This window comes from Trichococcus alkaliphilus (assembly GCF_003008695.1).
GTDB classification, from domain to species: Bacteria; Bacillota; Bacilli; order Lactobacillales; family Aerococcaceae; genus Trichococcus; species Trichococcus alkaliphilus.
In genome coordinates this window covers 1-16,760 of the sequence record NZ_PXZT01000023.1, presented here as the reverse complement: position 1 = coordinate 16,760, position 16,760 = coordinate 1, and the positions used below count along the sequence as shown (strand labels likewise).

Annotated in this window: 17 protein-coding genes; 2 read left to right on the top strand and 15 right to left on the bottom strand. The window is 45.8% G+C overall.

What is annotated here, in order from left to right; genetic code table 11:
* Positions 1–40: 40 nt before the first annotated feature.
* The 7 genes from C7R73_RS13340 to C7R73_RS13310 all read right to left on the bottom strand — a co-directional run bounded on the left by C7R73_RS13340 (position 41) and on the right by C7R73_RS13310 (position 7,332).
* A complete protein-coding gene (locus C7R73_RS13340) occupies positions 41–832 on the bottom strand; it encodes a PSP1 domain-containing protein (RefSeq protein ID WP_106450972.1) in 792 nt (263 codons plus the stop codon).
* Positions 833–857: 25 nt separating this feature from the next.
* The gene (gene holB, locus C7R73_RS13335) at positions 858–1,847 is read right to left on the bottom strand and encodes a DNA polymerase III subunit delta' (RefSeq protein WP_161525959.1); all 990 of its coding nucleotides are present in this window, start codon (positions 1,845–1,847) and stop codon (positions 858–860) included.
* A 14-nt stretch (positions 1,848–1,861) separates the two neighbouring features.
* Complete coding sequence (locus tag C7R73_RS13330) at positions 1,862–2,191, bottom strand: cyclic-di-AMP receptor (protein WP_106450970.1); 330 nt, start codon at positions 2,189–2,191, stop codon at positions 1,862–1,864.
* Between the two features lie 64 nt (positions 2,192–2,255).
* The gene (gene tmk / locus C7R73_RS13325) at positions 2,256–2,897 is read right to left on the bottom strand and encodes a dTMP kinase (RefSeq protein WP_106450969.1); all 642 of its coding nucleotides are present in this window, start codon (positions 2,895–2,897) and stop codon (positions 2,256–2,258) included.
* A 254-nt stretch (positions 2,898–3,151) separates the two neighbouring features.
* Positions 3,152–4,324 (bottom strand): MFS transporter, encoded by a 1,173-nt coding sequence (locus C7R73_RS13320; protein WP_106450968.1) that lies wholly within the window; start codon positions 4,322–4,324, stop codon positions 3,152–3,154.
* Between the two features lie 95 nt (positions 4,325–4,419).
* Positions 4,420–5,751: a 6-phospho-alpha-glucosidase gene (locus C7R73_RS13315; protein WP_106450967.1), complete on the bottom strand. Its 1,332-nt coding sequence runs from the start codon at positions 5,749–5,751 to the stop codon at positions 4,420–4,422.
* A gap of 6 nt (positions 5,752–5,757) precedes the next feature.
* Complete coding sequence (locus tag C7R73_RS13310; protein ID WP_106450966.1) at positions 5,758–7,332, bottom strand: alpha-glucoside-specific PTS transporter subunit IIBC; 1,575 nt, start codon at positions 7,330–7,332, stop codon at positions 5,758–5,760.
* Positions 7,333–7,553: 221 nt separating this feature from the next.
* Here C7R73_RS13310 and C7R73_RS13305 point away from each other — a divergent pair, with 221 nt between their 5' ends.
* The gene (locus C7R73_RS13305; RefSeq protein ID WP_106450965.1) at positions 7,554–8,315 is read left to right on the top strand and encodes a MurR/RpiR family transcriptional regulator; all 762 of its coding nucleotides are present in this window, start codon (positions 7,554–7,556) and stop codon (positions 8,313–8,315) included.
* 120 nt (positions 8,316–8,435) lie between these two features.
* Here the strand turns inward: C7R73_RS13305 and C7R73_RS13300 are convergent, their stop codons facing one another.
* From C7R73_RS13300 to dnaX, 6 genes are all read right to left on the bottom strand, one after another.
* Positions 8,436–10,250: an ABC transporter ATP-binding protein gene (locus tag C7R73_RS13300; protein WP_106450964.1), complete on the bottom strand. Its 1,815-nt coding sequence runs from the start codon at positions 10,248–10,250 to the stop codon at positions 8,436–8,438.
* A complete protein-coding gene (locus C7R73_RS13295) occupies positions 10,250–10,690 on the bottom strand; it encodes a MarR family winged helix-turn-helix transcriptional regulator (RefSeq protein WP_106450963.1) in 441 nt (146 codons plus the stop codon). The genes C7R73_RS13300 and C7R73_RS13295 overlap by 1 nt, the downstream gene beginning before the upstream one ends.
* Positions 10,691–10,827: 137 nt before the next feature.
* On the bottom strand, positions 10,828–11,139 hold the full coding sequence (locus tag C7R73_RS13290; protein WP_106450962.1) for a YaaL family protein: 312 nt from the start codon (positions 11,137–11,139) through the stop codon (positions 10,828–10,830).
* Between the two features lie 34 nt (positions 11,140–11,173).
* Entirely contained in the window at positions 11,174–11,770 is a 597-nt protein-coding gene (recR, locus tag C7R73_RS13285; protein ID WP_106450961.1) for a recombination mediator RecR, read from the bottom strand.
* Positions 11,771–11,889: 119 nt separating this feature from the next.
* Positions 11,890–12,204 (bottom strand): YbaB/EbfC family nucleoid-associated protein, encoded by a 315-nt coding sequence (locus C7R73_RS13280; RefSeq protein WP_086986555.1) that lies wholly within the window; start codon positions 12,202–12,204, stop codon positions 11,890–11,892.
* 72 nt (positions 12,205–12,276) lie between these two features.
* Positions 12,277–14,220: a DNA polymerase III subunit gamma/tau gene (gene dnaX / locus C7R73_RS13275; protein WP_106450960.1), complete on the bottom strand. Its 1,944-nt coding sequence runs from the start codon at positions 14,218–14,220 to the stop codon at positions 12,277–12,279.
* 286 nt (positions 14,221–14,506) lie between these two features.
* On the opposite strand from dnaX, the gene C7R73_RS13270 reads away from it, so the two are divergent.
* Positions 14,507–15,358 carry a VOC family protein gene (locus C7R73_RS13270; RefSeq protein WP_106450959.1) on the top strand — a complete coding sequence of 284 codons (852 nt, stop codon included), beginning with the start codon at positions 14,507–14,509 and terminating at the stop codon, positions 15,356–15,358.
* Between the two features lie 55 nt (positions 15,359–15,413).
* On the opposite strand, the gene C7R73_RS13265 is transcribed toward C7R73_RS13270, so the two are convergent.
* Together C7R73_RS13265 and C7R73_RS13260 are read right to left on the bottom strand one after the other, a co-directional pair.
* On the bottom strand, positions 15,414–16,130 hold the full coding sequence (locus tag C7R73_RS13265) for a VIT1/CCC1 transporter family protein (RefSeq protein WP_106450958.1): 717 nt from the start codon (positions 16,128–16,130) through the stop codon (positions 15,414–15,416).
* A 122-nt stretch (positions 16,131–16,252) separates the two neighbouring features.
* Positions 16,253–16,501 (bottom strand): GlsB/YeaQ/YmgE family stress response membrane protein, encoded by a 249-nt coding sequence (locus C7R73_RS13260; RefSeq protein WP_106450957.1) that lies wholly within the window; start codon positions 16,499–16,501, stop codon positions 16,253–16,255.
* Positions 16,502–16,760: the final 259 nt, after the last annotated feature.

Sequence of the window (16,760 nt, the reverse complement as noted above, 5' to 3'; positions counted from 1 at the left end):
CATACTTATTTTTCAATCTTATCGTGCAGATCCTTAAATCCTATAATTCTGAACTGGCAAACTCAACCGTTTTATTATGCTCGAACAGACGCACTTTGACGACTTGACTGAGCACATTCAATTCCACAACTTTTCCCTTACCCTCGGGCGTCATCACTTCCTGCCCATAATCAGGCATCGCCTTTCTGAGGGAGACGTACGTATCGTTCTCATAATTCAGGCAGCACATCAAACGGCCGCACAAACCGGATATTTTGGTAGGGTTCAAGGACAAACCTTGATCCTTCGCCATCTTGATCGAAACCGGCACAAAGTCACCCAAGAAAGTCGAGCAGCACAGCGTTCTTCCGCAAGGTCCGATTCCTCCAAGAATCTTCGCCTCATCGCGGACACCAATCTGATGCAATTCGATTCTCGTACGGAAAATAGCCGCCAACTCGCGGACCAATTCCCGGAAATCGATCCGGCCTTCCGAACTGAAATGGAAAGTCAAACGACTGCGATCGAAAGTGTATTCCGCTTTGATCAGCTTCATCTCCAATTTCAGCTGTTTCATTTTCGTCTTGCATACGGCAAAGGCTTCTTTCGCCTCCGCGCGATTCTTTTCATCCTGCTCGAGATCTTTTTCGGTCGCAACGCGGATGATGTTTTTATGCGAAAGGATGCCGCCTTCTTCATTGCTTTTTTTATCGACAATGACGACTTGGCCAATATCGACAGCATTCCCATTATTTATGATCAATTTTTCGTCCATTCGGTACTTTGTCTGGCCTGCTTCATAATAAGAGATGGGCCCGACAGGCATAAAACGAACACCAATTACGTTTTTCATTTTCTTTCTCCTCCAGAAGCTTTATCTATAGGCTATTCCCGAGCGCGATTTCTTCCAGTACCCCTTGGAGCTGAACATTTGCTTCCAAATGTTTCTTTCCATTGAGGATATTTTCCATATGCCGGGTGATTTCCTGAGGATGCAGTTTTTCTGCAATGCGCTCGTACTCTTTTCCGTGATTTTTGTTGACGATAGCTTGCTTATTGCTGTACTTGGTATACAGTAAATCACGGTAATAGAATAATAGCAAGTCCAAAAAGAAGTGCCCATCATTTTTGTCCTTCAGACCGTCCATCAAGTCGGTCTGCACAAACACAAATGCTTGGGGATTTTTATCGGTCATCAGCTGGAACCAAGCCCATGTCCGCTTCTTGGATTCATGGAAGCTTTCCTCTTGGTTCAGCAACAAGGCTGCTTCTTGGTTATTGGTGATGGCCGCCAACAACGCTGCATTTTCATGCTGTATCCCTTGCGCCTCCAGGGTTTCTCCCAAGGCCTGCTTATTGATGACCTGGAAATGGACGATTTGGCAACGCGAGCGGATGGTCGGCAGGATATTTTCCTTGGCCGTGGTCATCAGAATCAGGTACGTATCTTTCTGCGGCTCCTCCAAGAACGTCAACAGACTGTTCGAAGCGCTGACCGTCATTTTTTCGGCGTCATAAATCAGATAGACCTTGCGGCTGCCTTCCATCCCGCTTTTGGAAAGCTCGGCCTTCAGTTCGCGTACTTGGTTGACTTTGATGGTGTTGCCATCCGGCCTGATTTCCGTCATATCGGGAAATTCGCCCGCCGCAATCCGCAGGCAATGATTGCAGTGCCCGCAAGGCTGATCATCCTGCAACTCCTCGCAAAAGAGCATCTGAGTTATCCAACGCGCCAATTCTTCTTTGCCGGTTCCCTGCGCTCCTTCAAATAAGTAGGCGTGGACCAGTCGTTTCTCACGAATCGTACGTTGGAACCTTTCGAGCAGTTCCGGCTGTTGCCTCATCAAAAGCTGTGTCACACCATCCATCCTTTCCTTCGTCATCAGAATCTGTAAAAACTATCTACCGGTAAAACAAACACGGTCGCTCCGCCTACATGCACTTCCATCGGATAGGCGATCGCATTGTCCAACGGCACATCCATGCTTACTGGCGTCGCTACGAACTGCTCGCGCGCTTCACAATTGGTTTTGATGATGCTCAATACTTCATCGACCCGTTCGTCGTCCACACCGATCATGAAGGTGGTATTGCCTGCGCGCAGAAAACCGCCTGTAGAAGGCAATTTTGTAGCGCGGACGTTCGCTTCCACCAACTCATCGGACAGGATAGCACTGTCTTTATCTTGAATTATAGCCATAATTAATTTCATAACAAATCCCCACTTTCTGTATGTTGAAAAGGTCGATCAGTGATGTTTGGCAAATGATCTTGCTTTAAAAATAGGTTGGATATCTGTTTTTGATGATGTGATAGCATGCTTCTGCTACCTCTTCACGGCTCATCGTCCCATCGACGACCACTATCCGTTCCGGATTAGCCTTCGCCAATAGCAGATAGCCAACTCGGACTTTTTCATGGAAATCGAGCTTTTCCTGGTCCAAACGATTATATTCCCGTTCGTCCAAGTTCGCATGGATCCTTTGAATGCCTACTTCCGCCGGGACATCGATGTACAAAGTCACATCCGGTTCGAGGCCTTCTGTTGCGAATTGGTTGATTTCGCGGATACCCTCTTCACCGATGCCTCTTGCGTAGCCTTGATAAGCGATTGAACTATCGACAAAACGATCACAAAAAATGACGTCTCCACTTTCCAAAACGGGCAACACCTTTTCGATCAGATGCTGGCGGCGGCTTGCCGCATACAATAAAGCTTCTGTCCTAGAATCCATGTCCGTATGCGAAGGATCCAGTATCAACGAGCGGATCTTTTCCGCGATCGGGCTTCCACCCGGTTCTCTCGTCGCTACTACTTTACGGTTCATCTCTTGTTGCAGACGTGGCACTACTTGCTGCAACGCTGTTGTCTTCCCTGAGCCATCCGGCCCTTCGATTGTGATGAAAATCCCTCTCACTTTGCACACTCCTACGATTCTAATACTTCCATTATACGCTAAATGAAAGTTTTTTTATACAGATGAAACCGATATAGCTTTGTCAATTTTGCAACAATTAATTGCCGTAGTCGGCTTTTTCCGAAAACAGAACAAGTAAACTCCTGTCACCAAAAAACCCCGTTTTGCTTACAATAATGAAACCATTGCTCCAATAAAAACACAAAATAAAAAAGAGTAGCTGAGAATCTGCATTTGCAGATCCAACTACTCCTTTATATACCGTGTCCTTGTTCGATTCTAGAATGCTTTAAGGACGCGGTTTTCAATACAACTACTGCACATACAGGAAAAATTATAAAAGTTACAATTGCTGCATTTATATGCAGCAGATTACTGATAAATCCTGACAGCAGCGGCGAAATGAAGGAAGCCAAACCCATATAAAAGCTTATTGATAATAATTGACCCGTAGATAACAACTTCTCCGGTGTAACTTTATGAATCATCATCCGGCTTCCGAGACTAAATAAAGGTACCGTAAAAATTTGCAGAAAACTTGCCACCACGAGTATCTCCACGTTAGCGGCAAAATAATAGATTCCAAACTGGACAAATAAGGCAAAGCAGGCCAGATAGATGAGCATTTCATTTTTTACTTTCCTACTGAAGCGATTTAACAAAAAATAGGCTGGTACTTCACAAAACGACTGAATCGCCCATTTCATTCCCACAAAACGGTAACCTGTCGGAAACGACAGTATTTTATCGATGATCAATGTGTTGTTAGCCACTATTGTCAGATAAATCAGAAAGAAAACAAATGTAAAAGCAACGTACTGATTGTTCCGGACAAGTTTTATGACATCTTCTTTGCTGATTTCCGCCGAATGAATTTCATTCCTCACATCGTCTTCTTTAATCCTGGATGATAGAAAAAGAAGCAACAAAGCAATTCCGCTGATGATATACGCCAGCATCGCAAAGTGTGTTCCTGATACAAGCAGAGGCAAGAGTATGCTGCTTATTCCCCAACCAAGAGACCCCACCGCTTTAATACCAGAGAACTGGCTTCGTGCATTTTTGTTGCTGATGACCCAGTTATCAACGACCGCTGCGGATGTGTTGCATAAGCCACCTGCTAAGGCCAACAAAACGAGATGCAAAAAGAAAATACGTTTTGTGATAAGGAAAAACAGGGACGCAAATATTGCCAGGCCAACGATGACCGCTACATAAAACATTTTGACGCGCCTCTTTTTATCGCACAAATAGCCAACATAAACTTGAAAAAAGATGGTTGTAAAACTGTACGAAGCCAACAACCAGCCTCTTTGAATGGAATCATATCCAAGATGCGTCAAATACGGCACAATCTGGGTCATCAAGCCTGCCATTAATATGTATTGGGACAGATAGATGCCTCTGAAATAGTTGATTAATTTCATTTTACTCCACTTTTCAAAACAGGCCTGAGCATAATTGCTCAGGCCCTCTTATTTTATATACACGCTGGATTAGCCGGGTTAAAAAAATGATCAGCCTACTTCAATTCCGGCCAGAACCCTTTATTGGCTGTGATCAAGTCATCCAAAATGTTTTTTGCAACATCTATGCTTGGGACTGTTTTATTCATTGCCAAAGACTGCCAAAGCTTCAAGTAAGAACCTTGTTCCCATGCATCCACTGCGAGTTTCTCCGAAGCGATCTGCTGTTCCATCAGCCCTTTTTGAAATGTTGGGATATCCCCCATTGAAATTGGTTCGTAACCGTCTTTACCCACGATACAAGGCAGTTCGACCATAGCGTCATAGGCAAAGTTGGCAATCGCTCCTCGATTTTCGGTAATCAGAATCATGCGTTCTTTTGTGTTAAAGGTTAAGGCACACGCTAAATCTGTAATGAACGAAGCATGTTCATTTGATTTGAAGGAGGTATCCTGGGCAGTACCATTTTCAGTTATACGTCTGCATTCACCGAATACATCCTTTTCACGGCCATCAATAATTTCATTGGCACGTGTATACTCCTTATTTGCATGTTCAACGGTTGAATCAGCCATCAAATAGTATTTCAAATAAGTGTTTGGCAGGAACTCCGGTTCGATTTCATGCAGTTCTTTCGCGGCCCGCATGGTTTCTAACCAGCTTTCTTCCTTATGCTGACCTTTTTGAGTATTTTCGGTGTAGCCTTGTCTTTTTACGTGGTCGCTTATTTTTGGCATTAGATCCATACCCTCATGGTCCACGATTTTTGTCCACCATCCGAAGTGGTTTAGACCAAAGTAGGAAGTTTCAAAGTCTTTTCGATCCTTCAATCCGATCACTCTAGCCATGATGTCTTCCAAACAGACTGGCATATCACAAATATTGATGATCCGTGAATTGGGTCTAAATCGTCTCGTTCCTTCAGCTACGATTGCAGCGGGATTTGAATAATTTAACATCCAAGCATCAGGAGAATATTTTTCCATGTAATCAACAAGCTCAATTATCGGCCCAAGGGATCTTAAGCCATACGCGATTCCACCAGGACCACACGTTTCCTGCCCAACAACGCCGTGCTTAAATGGTATTTTTTCATCTTGTTCCCGTAAGGCATATTTCCCCACTCTCAGTTGTGCCATTACAATATCAACATCCGTAAAAGCTTCTTCTGGATCTGTCGTATAGGAAAACTCAACTCCGGGAGCTCTTTCATTTATAATAATTTTACATGCTTCCGCTACTGTTTTTTGTCTTTCTTCATCATTATCGTAAAGCTTCAGTTTTCTTAGCGGTAATTTATCCAAGCTTTCCAACAACATTACTACTAGCGCGGGAGTGTATGTACTCCCTCCACCTGCGATCAAAATTGAACTTTCTTTTTTCGACATATTCCGTTACTCCTCGTTGTATAATAAATTTTCAAATGACTCTCGCACCATCGGAACTGTCAGTCCGACAATTACTTGAATTGCACCTTTTCCGTCATTCACTAAACCATGTGCACCGGTCTGTTGGAATTCTTGTACTGTCGCCACTTTTTTAGGATCTTTGACTGTCAATCTTAAGCGAGTAGAACAATTCGTGACTTCCACCACGTTGTCTTTTCCGCCCAACAATTCTAAATAAGAGGCTGCTTGGTGCGAATGTCTGCTGCCTTTTTCTTCCTTCTTTAGCAAGTAATCTTTTTTGGTATAGAGTTGCCCGACTTCTGCTGTCTCTTCTCGTCCCGGTGTCTTCAGATCGAATTTTTTGATCATAAAGGTGAAGGTTAAATACCAAATGACTGAAAAGAGTAAGCCGATTAAAATCTGAGCGATATAGGTATTCCCGTGAAATTTCCACAGGGGTAGCCAATTAAGCGTTGTGAAATTGATGATTCCGCCACCAAAATCCCCTACAACACCTAAAGCAAATGCGGAAGTGGCTAAAGTTGCTGATAATAAAGCATGGATCAAAAATAATGAAGGCGCCAAGAATAGGAACGTAAACTCAATCGGTTCGGTGATACCTGTCAATATAGCGGTTAAAGCTGCTGGCACCATAAGCGCGATTACGTTTTTCCGCTTCTCAGGTTTAGCCGCTTTGATGATAGCTGCGCTTAATCCGATTGATCCGAATATTTTCGACATCCCGGATAGTGCAAATCCGCCCATTGGGTACATTTCTTTTAGGCTTTGAGCGGATGTTTGAAACTCTCCAATATGTGATGCCCAGTATGCAGCCATTCCCCCTTGAACTACTGCGTTATCATAGGCAAACGGGGAATAGATAAAATGATGCATTCCCGTCGGTATCAATATTTTTTCAAGGAATGAGTATACCCAAACACCGAGATTGCCTGAATTAATGAAAAATCCTTGTAAGGATCTCACGCCTTCCTGTATGACTGGCCAAACAAAAGCCATCAGGACGGCTACCGGAATCATGGCAAAAAATGCAAGCATCGTTACAAAAACAGAACCGCTGAATATGGATAGGACTTCTGGCAAAGGCTGTTCAAAATATTTATTATGTAAATACACAGTAATTCCGGATACTAACAAGGCTCCTACCATACCTGTATCCAGACTTTTGATACCGGCAATCATGGCCAGACCACTTGATCCGCCCACATCCTGCATAATGTCCGCCATGAATGTGGTTGGCCAATACGTCAGTAACGCGTTGATAAAATAATTAAATGTCAAATAGGCAACCAAAGCTTCCATTGCGGCTCTTCCGGAATGCTTTTTCGCGAGTCCGATAGGCAAGCCTACTACAAATAAAAGTGGCAATTGGAAAAAGACTGTCCATCCGCCCGCCGCGATAAGATTCCAGAATTTCCACCAAAATGTTCCCTCGTGGGCGATTTGGCCCATGATTTGTTCATTTTGGAACAAAATCGCCAATCCAACAATGACACCAGAAAAAGAAAAAAGCATAACTGGAGCTAGCATAGCTCCCCCAAATCGCTGAACTTTCTTCATCATAAAATGAAGTTCACCACCATCTTCTTATTTTTAAATAAAGCGCTTTATTTACAAGTAGTTTAACAGTTCACTCCATATATAGTAAGGGGTTGCAACGAAATAGGAGGACTTCACAGTATATAAATTTTTATCACAAAACAGTGTGACTATTCACATCGTCCTGCTTGTAAAACGCTTACTCAATCGTTATACTTGGTTCTGTAACAGAAGGAGGGGCTCCATTGCTAGAAGAAAAAATCAATGAAGTTTTTGACGAATTGTCCGAAACAGATCACTCGATTTGGGCTTATGTTTTGAAAAATAAAAATGCAGTACGTACCATGACCATAAATGATGTAGCAAGTGCCTGCAGCGTTTCGAGAACCACCATCATGAGGTTTAGTCAAAAATTAGGATTTTCTGGTTTTTCCGAATTCAAGTATGCACTCAAACAGGAAACAGATTCCGTCTCGTCAATTTTTTCTCAGTCTGAAGATATCATTTTAGAAAATCATACATTTACAATCAACAATTTAAAGCAGAAAGATTTTTCTGCTATATGTGAACTCATCTCAACAGCGGGCCGAATCTTCATTTACGGTTCAGGAGACATCCAAAAACTAGTTTGCAATTATATAAAAATGCTTTTCTTGCATAGTGGTGTCCTCGTTTATAATTTTGATGCTATCTACATTAACGAGGAATTCTACAATTTGATAACCGAAGATGATGTCGTTATATTAATCACTTTGAGTGGGGATTCAGAATCGATCGAAAAGATAGCTAAGAAACTGAAAAACAGAAATGTAAAAACAATTGCGATCACAAAGTTAAAAAACTCACCCATGACAAAATTGAGCACAGAAAATATTTACATTTACAATTCGAAAGTGCCCTTGACCGCTGATCCTAATAATCTTTTTGAATCAACCTCCATTCTCTTTTTTGTAGCTGAATTTTTATTGATAAAATATAATCAATGGCAACAAAACGCACTCATCTGATCGCATACTTTCAAGTAGGCCAATTAATGCTCTCATACTAAAATGGACCATGTAGACAGACACTGTTTTTTAGCGTCTGTCCACATGGTCCATTATTTATAGAACTTTTTTTATCTTGCATCATACTCTCATCTGCGTTTCGTACAGCGTCGTGTAGATGCCGCCTTTTTTGACGAGTATTTCATGGTTCCCTCGTTCAATGATTTTGCCTTTCTCCAGCACCAAGATTTCATCAGCCGACAGGATTGTCGAAAGACGGTGCGCAATGATCAGGCTCGTACTTTTGGCGAGGATCGGCGCTATCGCTTCCTGGATGGCATGCTCCGATATGGAGTCCAAGGAGGAAGTCGCTTCGTCGAAGATGATCAGCCCCGGTTTCCGGAGGATGATCCGTGCGATTGAAAGCCGCTGCTTTTCGCCGCCGGAAAGCTTCATGCCGCGATTGCCCACGATGGTGTCGTAGCCTTTCGGCAAGCCGCTGATGAACTCGTGGATATTGGCTTCACTGCAAGCTTTCTCGATTTCGGCCTGCGTGGCGTCGGCTTTGGCATACAGCAGATTCTCTTTGATTGTGCCGTTGAACAAGTACGTGTCCTGCGTCACCACTCCGATGTGTTGGCGGAGATAGGCCAGATCGAGTTTGCGGATGTCGACGCCGTCCAACAGGATCCTTCCGCCCGTCACATCATAGAGGCGCGGAATCAGGTTGATGATGGTGGACTTGCCCGCTCCCGAAGGCCCGACGATGGCAACGGACGATCCCGGCTTCAGTTCGAAGCTGACGTTATTCAAAATCGGCTGTTCCGAATCATAATGGAAGGAAACCTCTTCAAAAACCAACTCGCCTGTAAACGACTCTGGCTTGATCGCCTCCGGATCATTGTCGATTTCCACAGGCAGATCGAAATACTCGAAAATGCGGTCGAAAAGCGCCATCGAACGGATCATATCGACCTGGATATTCAGCAAGGAATTGACCGGCCCATACATCCTGCCCAGGAGCGCCACCATCACGGTGATGTCTCCGATCGTCAGATCCGTATTGCCGTATTCGATGATGAGAATTCCGCCGACCAGATAGATCAACATCGGGCCGATGTTCGTGAAGACGTTGATCACGACCCGGAACCATTTGCCCGCCATACTTTCCTTGATGTTCAAGCGGATCATCTGCTTGTTGGCTTCCTGATAGCGGTCGAACTCGTAGTTTTCCGTCACGAAAAGCTTCGAAAGCAATTGCCCGCTGACACTGAGGGTTTCATTCAAGATTTGGTTGATGTCGTCATTGTGCTTCCGCGAAGCCAAAGTGATTTCCCAACGCCTTTTGCCGACACGCTTCGTCGGCAGGATGAACAACGGCACGACCACGATTCCGATTGTCGCAAGCAAAGGGCTTTTCGTGTACATCGTGACAAGCGCAACCGTCAACGTCGCAAAATTCTGCAGGATGCTCGTCCAAGTACCCGTCAGCACACTCTGCACGCCGCCGATATCGCTGGTCATGCGGGTGATGATGTCGCCCTGCTTGCTGGTCGTGAAGAACCGGTGCGACATCCGCTGCAGATGGCTATACATCTTATTGCGCATATCATAGGTGATGTTTTCCGCCATCCAGACATTGACATAACTCTCCACGACACTGATCAGATTGGCGATGATCAACACCCCGAACGAGAGGCCGATCAGACGAATCAGCACAGGCATGTCCTGCTGCAGCAGGCCTTCGTCGATGATGCGTCCGGTCAAGATCGTCGGAAACACGCCGAATACCGATGAGGTGATGATCGCCAACACGGAAACGATGAGCTGCTTCCAATAAGGGATGAGATAACTGAACATCCGCTTCAGCAACTGTGATGTGATTTTAGGGCTATTCTGTTTTTCCTCGTCCGTCAGGAAACCTCCGCGGCCGCCTTTGAACCCGTTGCCGCCCATTATTGCTCACCCGCTTTGTTTCTGAAGTCCTCCAAGGATTTTGTCAGTTTTTCGCACAGCGCAACAAATTGTTCCTGCTCATCCAGCGTCAAGCTTTGATTGATGTGCTCCCTTTCCGTTTGGCGCACTGCCTTCATTTTTTTCAATAAAACATACCCCTTTTCCTGGATAAAAATCCTGTTCCTGCGCTGATCGGCCGGGTCTGGCTGGCGCGTCAAGATCCCATCAGCCTCCAGCCGGTTCAGCATCTCCGTCAAGGAAGCCGGCCGGATCCCCATCCGGTCCGCCAATTCCCGCGAACTCATCCCGTCGTTTTCCTGCAGTATCCGCAAAAGCTTTCCTGCTCCGCGCGATTCGTGTTTGGCAGGGTTCTCCTTGCGCCGCAGCGTGCGCATCAGCTTCATCGCGCTGCCGATGACATCTTTATTTTGTTCTTCCATAATGATTTCCTCCTCCAGATGGTTAGGTACCTATCTATTCTTGTGTATTATATTAGGTACCTAACTAATTTGCAACAAAAATGCCTCAGACTCTCCTTGAACGCAAAAAACCAGACCGCCGCCGGTCCGGTTCTTTATCATTCCGAATGGAAAATGTCTTCTACGCGGTTCGTGCGCTTGCGCCAACGGAATTGCTTGGCCTTTTTCGGCGCGGAAATGTCCGCTTGGAGCTGTCTTTCTTTAGCTTCACGCAGCAGGAACAGATATTTCGCTTCCGCTATCTTCTCGAAGATACGCAATTCTTCCGGCAAATCATAGGCATTCTGCTGCAGTTGGGCCAAGGTGGTGTAGTGTTGATGGACATCGCTGATCAAGTCGACCAGTTTTTCGTCATATTTCTGCTTTAAGTGCCCTTGCTTCTTGTTTGTGATATTCAAATGGAATGCCATTTTGGCTCAGTTCCCCCCGTTGTTCCTTCCCTTGTTACAGTTCTCGGCGTCCATCGATGGCACGGAAGAGGGTCATCTCGTCCGCGTATTCAATGTCGCTGCCGACCGCCAACCCGTAAGCCAGACGCGTCACTTTGATGCCCGCAGGCTTGATCAGGCGCGAAAGGTACATCGCCGTCGCTTCCCCTTCGGCTGTCGCATTCGTCGCGATGATGATTTCCTTGACGGTTTCGTCCTGCAGCCGTTTGATCAGGCTGGCGATGTTCAGATCTTCCGGTCCGGTCCCTTCCATCGGCGAAAGGACGCCATTCAACACATGGTACAAGCCGTGGTATTCGCGGATTTTCTCCATCGACATGATGTCGCGGGGATTTTCGACCACCAGGATGATGGACAAGTCCCGCGTATTGTCCGAACAGATGTTGCATGGATCGGATTCGGTGATATTACCGCAGATGGCGCACTGGTGTAAATCCCTTTTGGAACGGATCAGCGCATCCGCGAACGCCAACACAGCCTCCTCGTCCATATCCAGACAGAAAAAGGCCAACCGGGCAGCCGTTTTTTGCCCGATGCCCGGCAGTTTCATGAAACTTTCGATTAATTTCGCTATCGGTTCTGGGTATTGCATTTCAGTAAAATCCCCTTTTCTTCTTTCAAAAGAAAGGAGGCTGGGACTAAAGTCAACACTGCCCGACTTGTCTCACCCTCGCTCCCCTCATTCATTTCGTTTATTGCCTGTAGCCTGGCTTAGAAGCCCGGAATCGCACTGGCAAACTTGCCCAACTTCGCTTTCGTTGCTTCATCGATCTTGCTTAGTACATCATTAGTCGCCATCAGGATCAGATCTTGCAGCATTTCCACATCTTCTGGATCGACCGCTTCAGGTGCGATGACAACATCGGTCACCTTCTTGTTGCCGGTCATCGTGATTTTGACCAAATCATTGGATGCCGCACCGACAAACTCCGTTATATTGAGCTCTGCTTGTGTCTGCTCCATTTCTTTCTGCATTTTTTGCATTTGTTTCATCATGCCTTGCATATTTCCCATTCCGCCTCGCATTGTATGACTCCCTCTCTGTTTGTGTACTATAGTTTATTGTATTTATTTCCCTTTACTGCTTGATTGCTTCCGTCAGTCCTCGACGACAGTCACGACTTCGTCTCCGAAAAGGCTCAGCGCCTGATCGACGACTTCCTGTTCCTTTTGTTCCTCGATCACGATCGGATCGGTCTCGACCGAAAAATCATCGGCGAAATTCCCGGGGTGATAGTCGCCGCGGTAACCGTCTTCCATTTCCGGCATCGGTGGTTCCGGCGGCAGATCCAGATCGACTGACTTATCCTTATCGGCTGTTGCCGAAGCCTGCTGTTTAGGGGCAGCCGATGGTGCCACCGCCTGTTTTGGCGCGGCTTTTTTCGGTTCACCAACGGATTCAGCAGCCGGGCTGTCGTTCCGGTTCTGGATATAGTTGCGTCGTACCGATGTCCATTGCTCTTCCGTCAAGCACACCAATTCGCCGGGACGCTGCAGCATCCGCTGCGTTGCCGCATCCACGGCCGCCTGCAGCTCACCATCCTCCGTCGCCTTTTGGCAAAGGATATCATACTGGAAGGACAGGATGAAACTGGTCGGACTCGCCGCCACCGGATTGGCCTGCTTCAGCACGGCACGCTGGGTGACCGAGAGCACGTCCAGGATATCCGTCCAGAAATCCCGGACCCGGGCAAGATCCTGCTTCGTAGCCTCGCCCAAAATCTGGTAAGTCCGCCCCATATTTGGTTTGAATCCGACTGACGTGTTCGACGAACGAGCCGATTCTTTTTTGGCTGCTGCCGCTTTAGCACCTTCCTGGGAAACGGTAAGATTCCCGGAAGCGATCAGTTCCTGCAGCTTCGCAAGTTCTTTTTTGACGAGCTCCAATTCGTGCGCCAGCTTTTGGATTTCTCCGTTCGGCGCAGCTTGTGCGCTCGGAGCTGCCGCCTGTGCGTGCGCCTTGGATTGGGACAGCTTCACCGCCAACACTTCCAGATAGATATCCGGTTGCGTCGAGAAGCGCATCTCCCCTTGGGTCTCGTTGAAGGCTTCGATCATCTCGTAGAGGAACGTTGCCGGCGCCTCTTGCGAGAAAGTCTGGAAAGCCTCGCTGTATTGTTGCGTATTGTCCGCAAAGACCTTGCCTTTTGTCTGCTGATAGACCAGTACATCCCGCGCAAACAGGATCATCTCCTCAAGGAAACGGCCGGCTTCTTTACCTGCACTCAGGATTTCCTGCAACAGTTGCAGCGCCGATTCCGTCTCTTCATGCAGCAATGCACTCGAGAAGGAGATCATCATTTCTTCCGTCAGACTGCCGGAAACTTTTACCGCATTTTCGAAAGTGACCGCATCCGAACCGTAGGAAATGATCTGATCGAGCAAGCTGAGCGCATCCCGCATCCCGCCGTTCGCGGAGCGCGCGATGACATGCAGCGCCTGATCATCATAACCGATCTTCTCCTCCTGCAGGATATAGGCCATCCGGTTGATGATGTCCTGATAGGAAATCCGTTTGAAGTCGAACCGTTGCGTCCTGGAAATGATCGTCAACGGAATCTTGTGCGGCTCCGTCGTCGCCAAAATAAAGATGACATTTTCAGGCGGCTCCTCCAGCGTCTTCAGGAGCGCGTTGAAAGCACCTGTCGAGAGCATGTGCACCTCATCGATGATGTAGACTTTGTAGTCGGCTTGGGTCGGCGCATAACGCGCTTTGTCGCGGATATCCCGGATTTCCTCCACGCCGTTGTTGCTGGCGGCATCGATCTCAATGACGTCGTTCAAGCGTCCTTCGGTGATTGCCTTGCACGTTTCACATTCGTTGCACGGCTCCCCGTCGACGCGATGATGACAGTTGATGGCTTTCGCAAAAATCTTGGCTGCACTCGTCTTACCCGTTCCGCGTGGTCCGGTAAAAAGGTAAGCATGGCTCGTTTTCCCCTGTATTAAGGCATTCTTCAGCGTCTGCGTGACCGCTTCCTGACCTGCGATGTCTCCGAACCGCTGCGGGCGCCAAACCCGATATAGTGCTTGATAGCTCATCCTTTTCCCTCTTTCACTTTTGCTTCGTCCATCTATTATAAGGGAAAAACAGTAAAATAGAAAGGCATCGCTCTGTGGCTTTCCTGCTTAATATAAGCTTGTATTATGCTTAGTTTGGAGGACATTCAGCTCAGATAAAATGATGAAATAATAACAGTTGACAAAAAGTAAGCTAGGCATTATAGTAAATCTATCGAATAGTTCGAATTCGTATTAATTAAATTTGTGATACTATTCCGGCAAAACTGAACTTCAAATAAAAACGACAATAAAGGGGAAAATTAACATGACAGCATTTTGGGATTTGGGCAAGGTTGCCTTGAAAGTCAATGATCTGAAGAAAATGACGCAATTCTATCAGGAAGCGCTGGGATTGGATTTAATGGAAGAAAAGGAAAATTCGGTTGTATTGGGAGTTGCCGCGGACAACACGCCATTGGTCGAATTGATTGGGCTCAAATCTCCGGTTGCCCGCAAAAGAACGACCGGACTTTTCCATTTGGCGATTCTTTTGCCGACTCGAGCAGACTTGGGATCCATCCTCTATCATTTGCTGACGAAGAAATACGGCATTGATGGCGCGAGTGATCACGGCTACAGCGAAGCCATTTACTTCAACGATCCGGAAGGCAACGGCATCGAAATCTACCGTGATAAAGAGATGTCGGCTTGGGATGTCCGTCCTGATGGCAAAATCGAAGGCGTTACGGAAGCGATGGACGCTGATGGCGTAATCGGTGCGATGGTCAAAATTTATGATGGCATCCCTTCCGGTTCAATAATGGGACACGTCCATTTGACCGTTCATGATCTGGTCGAAACCCAACAATTTTACGAAAACGTGCTCGGCATCTCATTGAAGTCGGACTTTTTTGGACAAGCAAAATTCTTCGCAGCCGGAAACTACCACCACCACATCGGTTCGAACATGTGGGCTGGAAAACATCTGCCGACCGCTGAAGCTAATCAACCAGGTTTGGCGTACTTCACTTGGGTGGTTGCTGATGGTGCTGCCTATGAAGCGCTGAAAGGCAGACTTGTTCACGGAGAGATTTCGTTTGAAGAAGCGAACAACACACTTATATTCAAAGACAACAGCGGCATCGAGATCCACGCTGTCATCCACCAAGGAGAATAATTAAATTATCATTCAAAAAGCGTAACCGGCGACAAATCCCTGCCGGTTACGCTTTTTAAATCCCTCCCAAAATATAACCTATCAAGTAAGCAGAAACAGCTGCTAAACCGCCTATAACCAGCATTTCCAGTCCGGACCTCAGCCAGTTTGATTGGGTAATGAGAGATTTCAATGCGCCTAACAGAAACAATGTCACGCCGGTCAGAACAGAAGCAACTAAAAAAACATTATCATTCAAAACCGGTATGAACATAGAAAGAACATAAACTAAAAGCGGAGTCATTCCAAAAATAAAGAAAGAAAAGAAGGTTACAACAGCATTTTTCAGCGGTCCTTCCTGGACCTCATCACTGCCATGTCCATTTGTCATCCTTTGATCAACAAAAGATGTTTCATATTTGGCTAACGTATAGGCTATGGATTGAGCATCTTTAGTTGACATGCCTTGGTTCTCATAGGCATTCACCAAACTTTCTATTTCATCGTCAATGTTTTCAACCACTTCTCGGCTTTTTTGTTTTTTGAGGCCTAGATTGTACTCATTTTCGGATTTAGAAGAAAGATAGTCACCTACAGCCATTGAAAAACCGTCAGCCAATAGGTTAGAAAAACCGAGAATGATAACCACCTTCATAGCCAGCGACGCGCCCGCAACACCTGAGACTACGGCAAATGTCGTAACAATCCCGTCCAACCCACCATAGACTATACTTTTGATGTATTTTCCGCCTTTGAATTTTTTCTGTTCTTCCTTTACCAAAGGATTTCCCATAACTCACTCACCCCCTTCAGAAACAGAAAATAACGATAGTATTATAGACTAAATGAACAGTCATACTACTATCGTTATTTAAAATATTCCATGCTAGCCTGCCTCTTGATTATTGGCCAAGTTTACTTTCTCATCGATTTCATAATAAGGGAAACGATGAGGATCAGGATGATGGCTCCTATTAATGCAGGTGCGATGTAGAATCCTCCGATTGCAGGTCCCCAAGCTCCAAATAATGTTACTCCTAACCATGAACCAACGAAACCCGCAATGATATTTCCGATAATGCCACCAGGAACATTTTTACCCAAAAAAGCTCCAGCGAGTGCGCCTAAGACACCACCGACAATTAGAGACCAAAGAAAGTCCATTTTTTACTCCTCCTTCTTATAAAGAAGCCTGCAGTAACCATGTGTCTATACCTTGCTCGTTACACTGTAATTATATAAGGAATGACCTATATTATAAAGTATTTGCACTCGAAGCGAGATGGTTTAAAAGGGAACCTTGAATTTACCAAATAATGGTCTTACAACAATATAAAAAAAACTCCCGAATAATGGATTCGGGAGTTTTTGGGGTTCTATAATAAATGGTGTTGATGAAGTAAATTTCATCAACGCCTTTTTT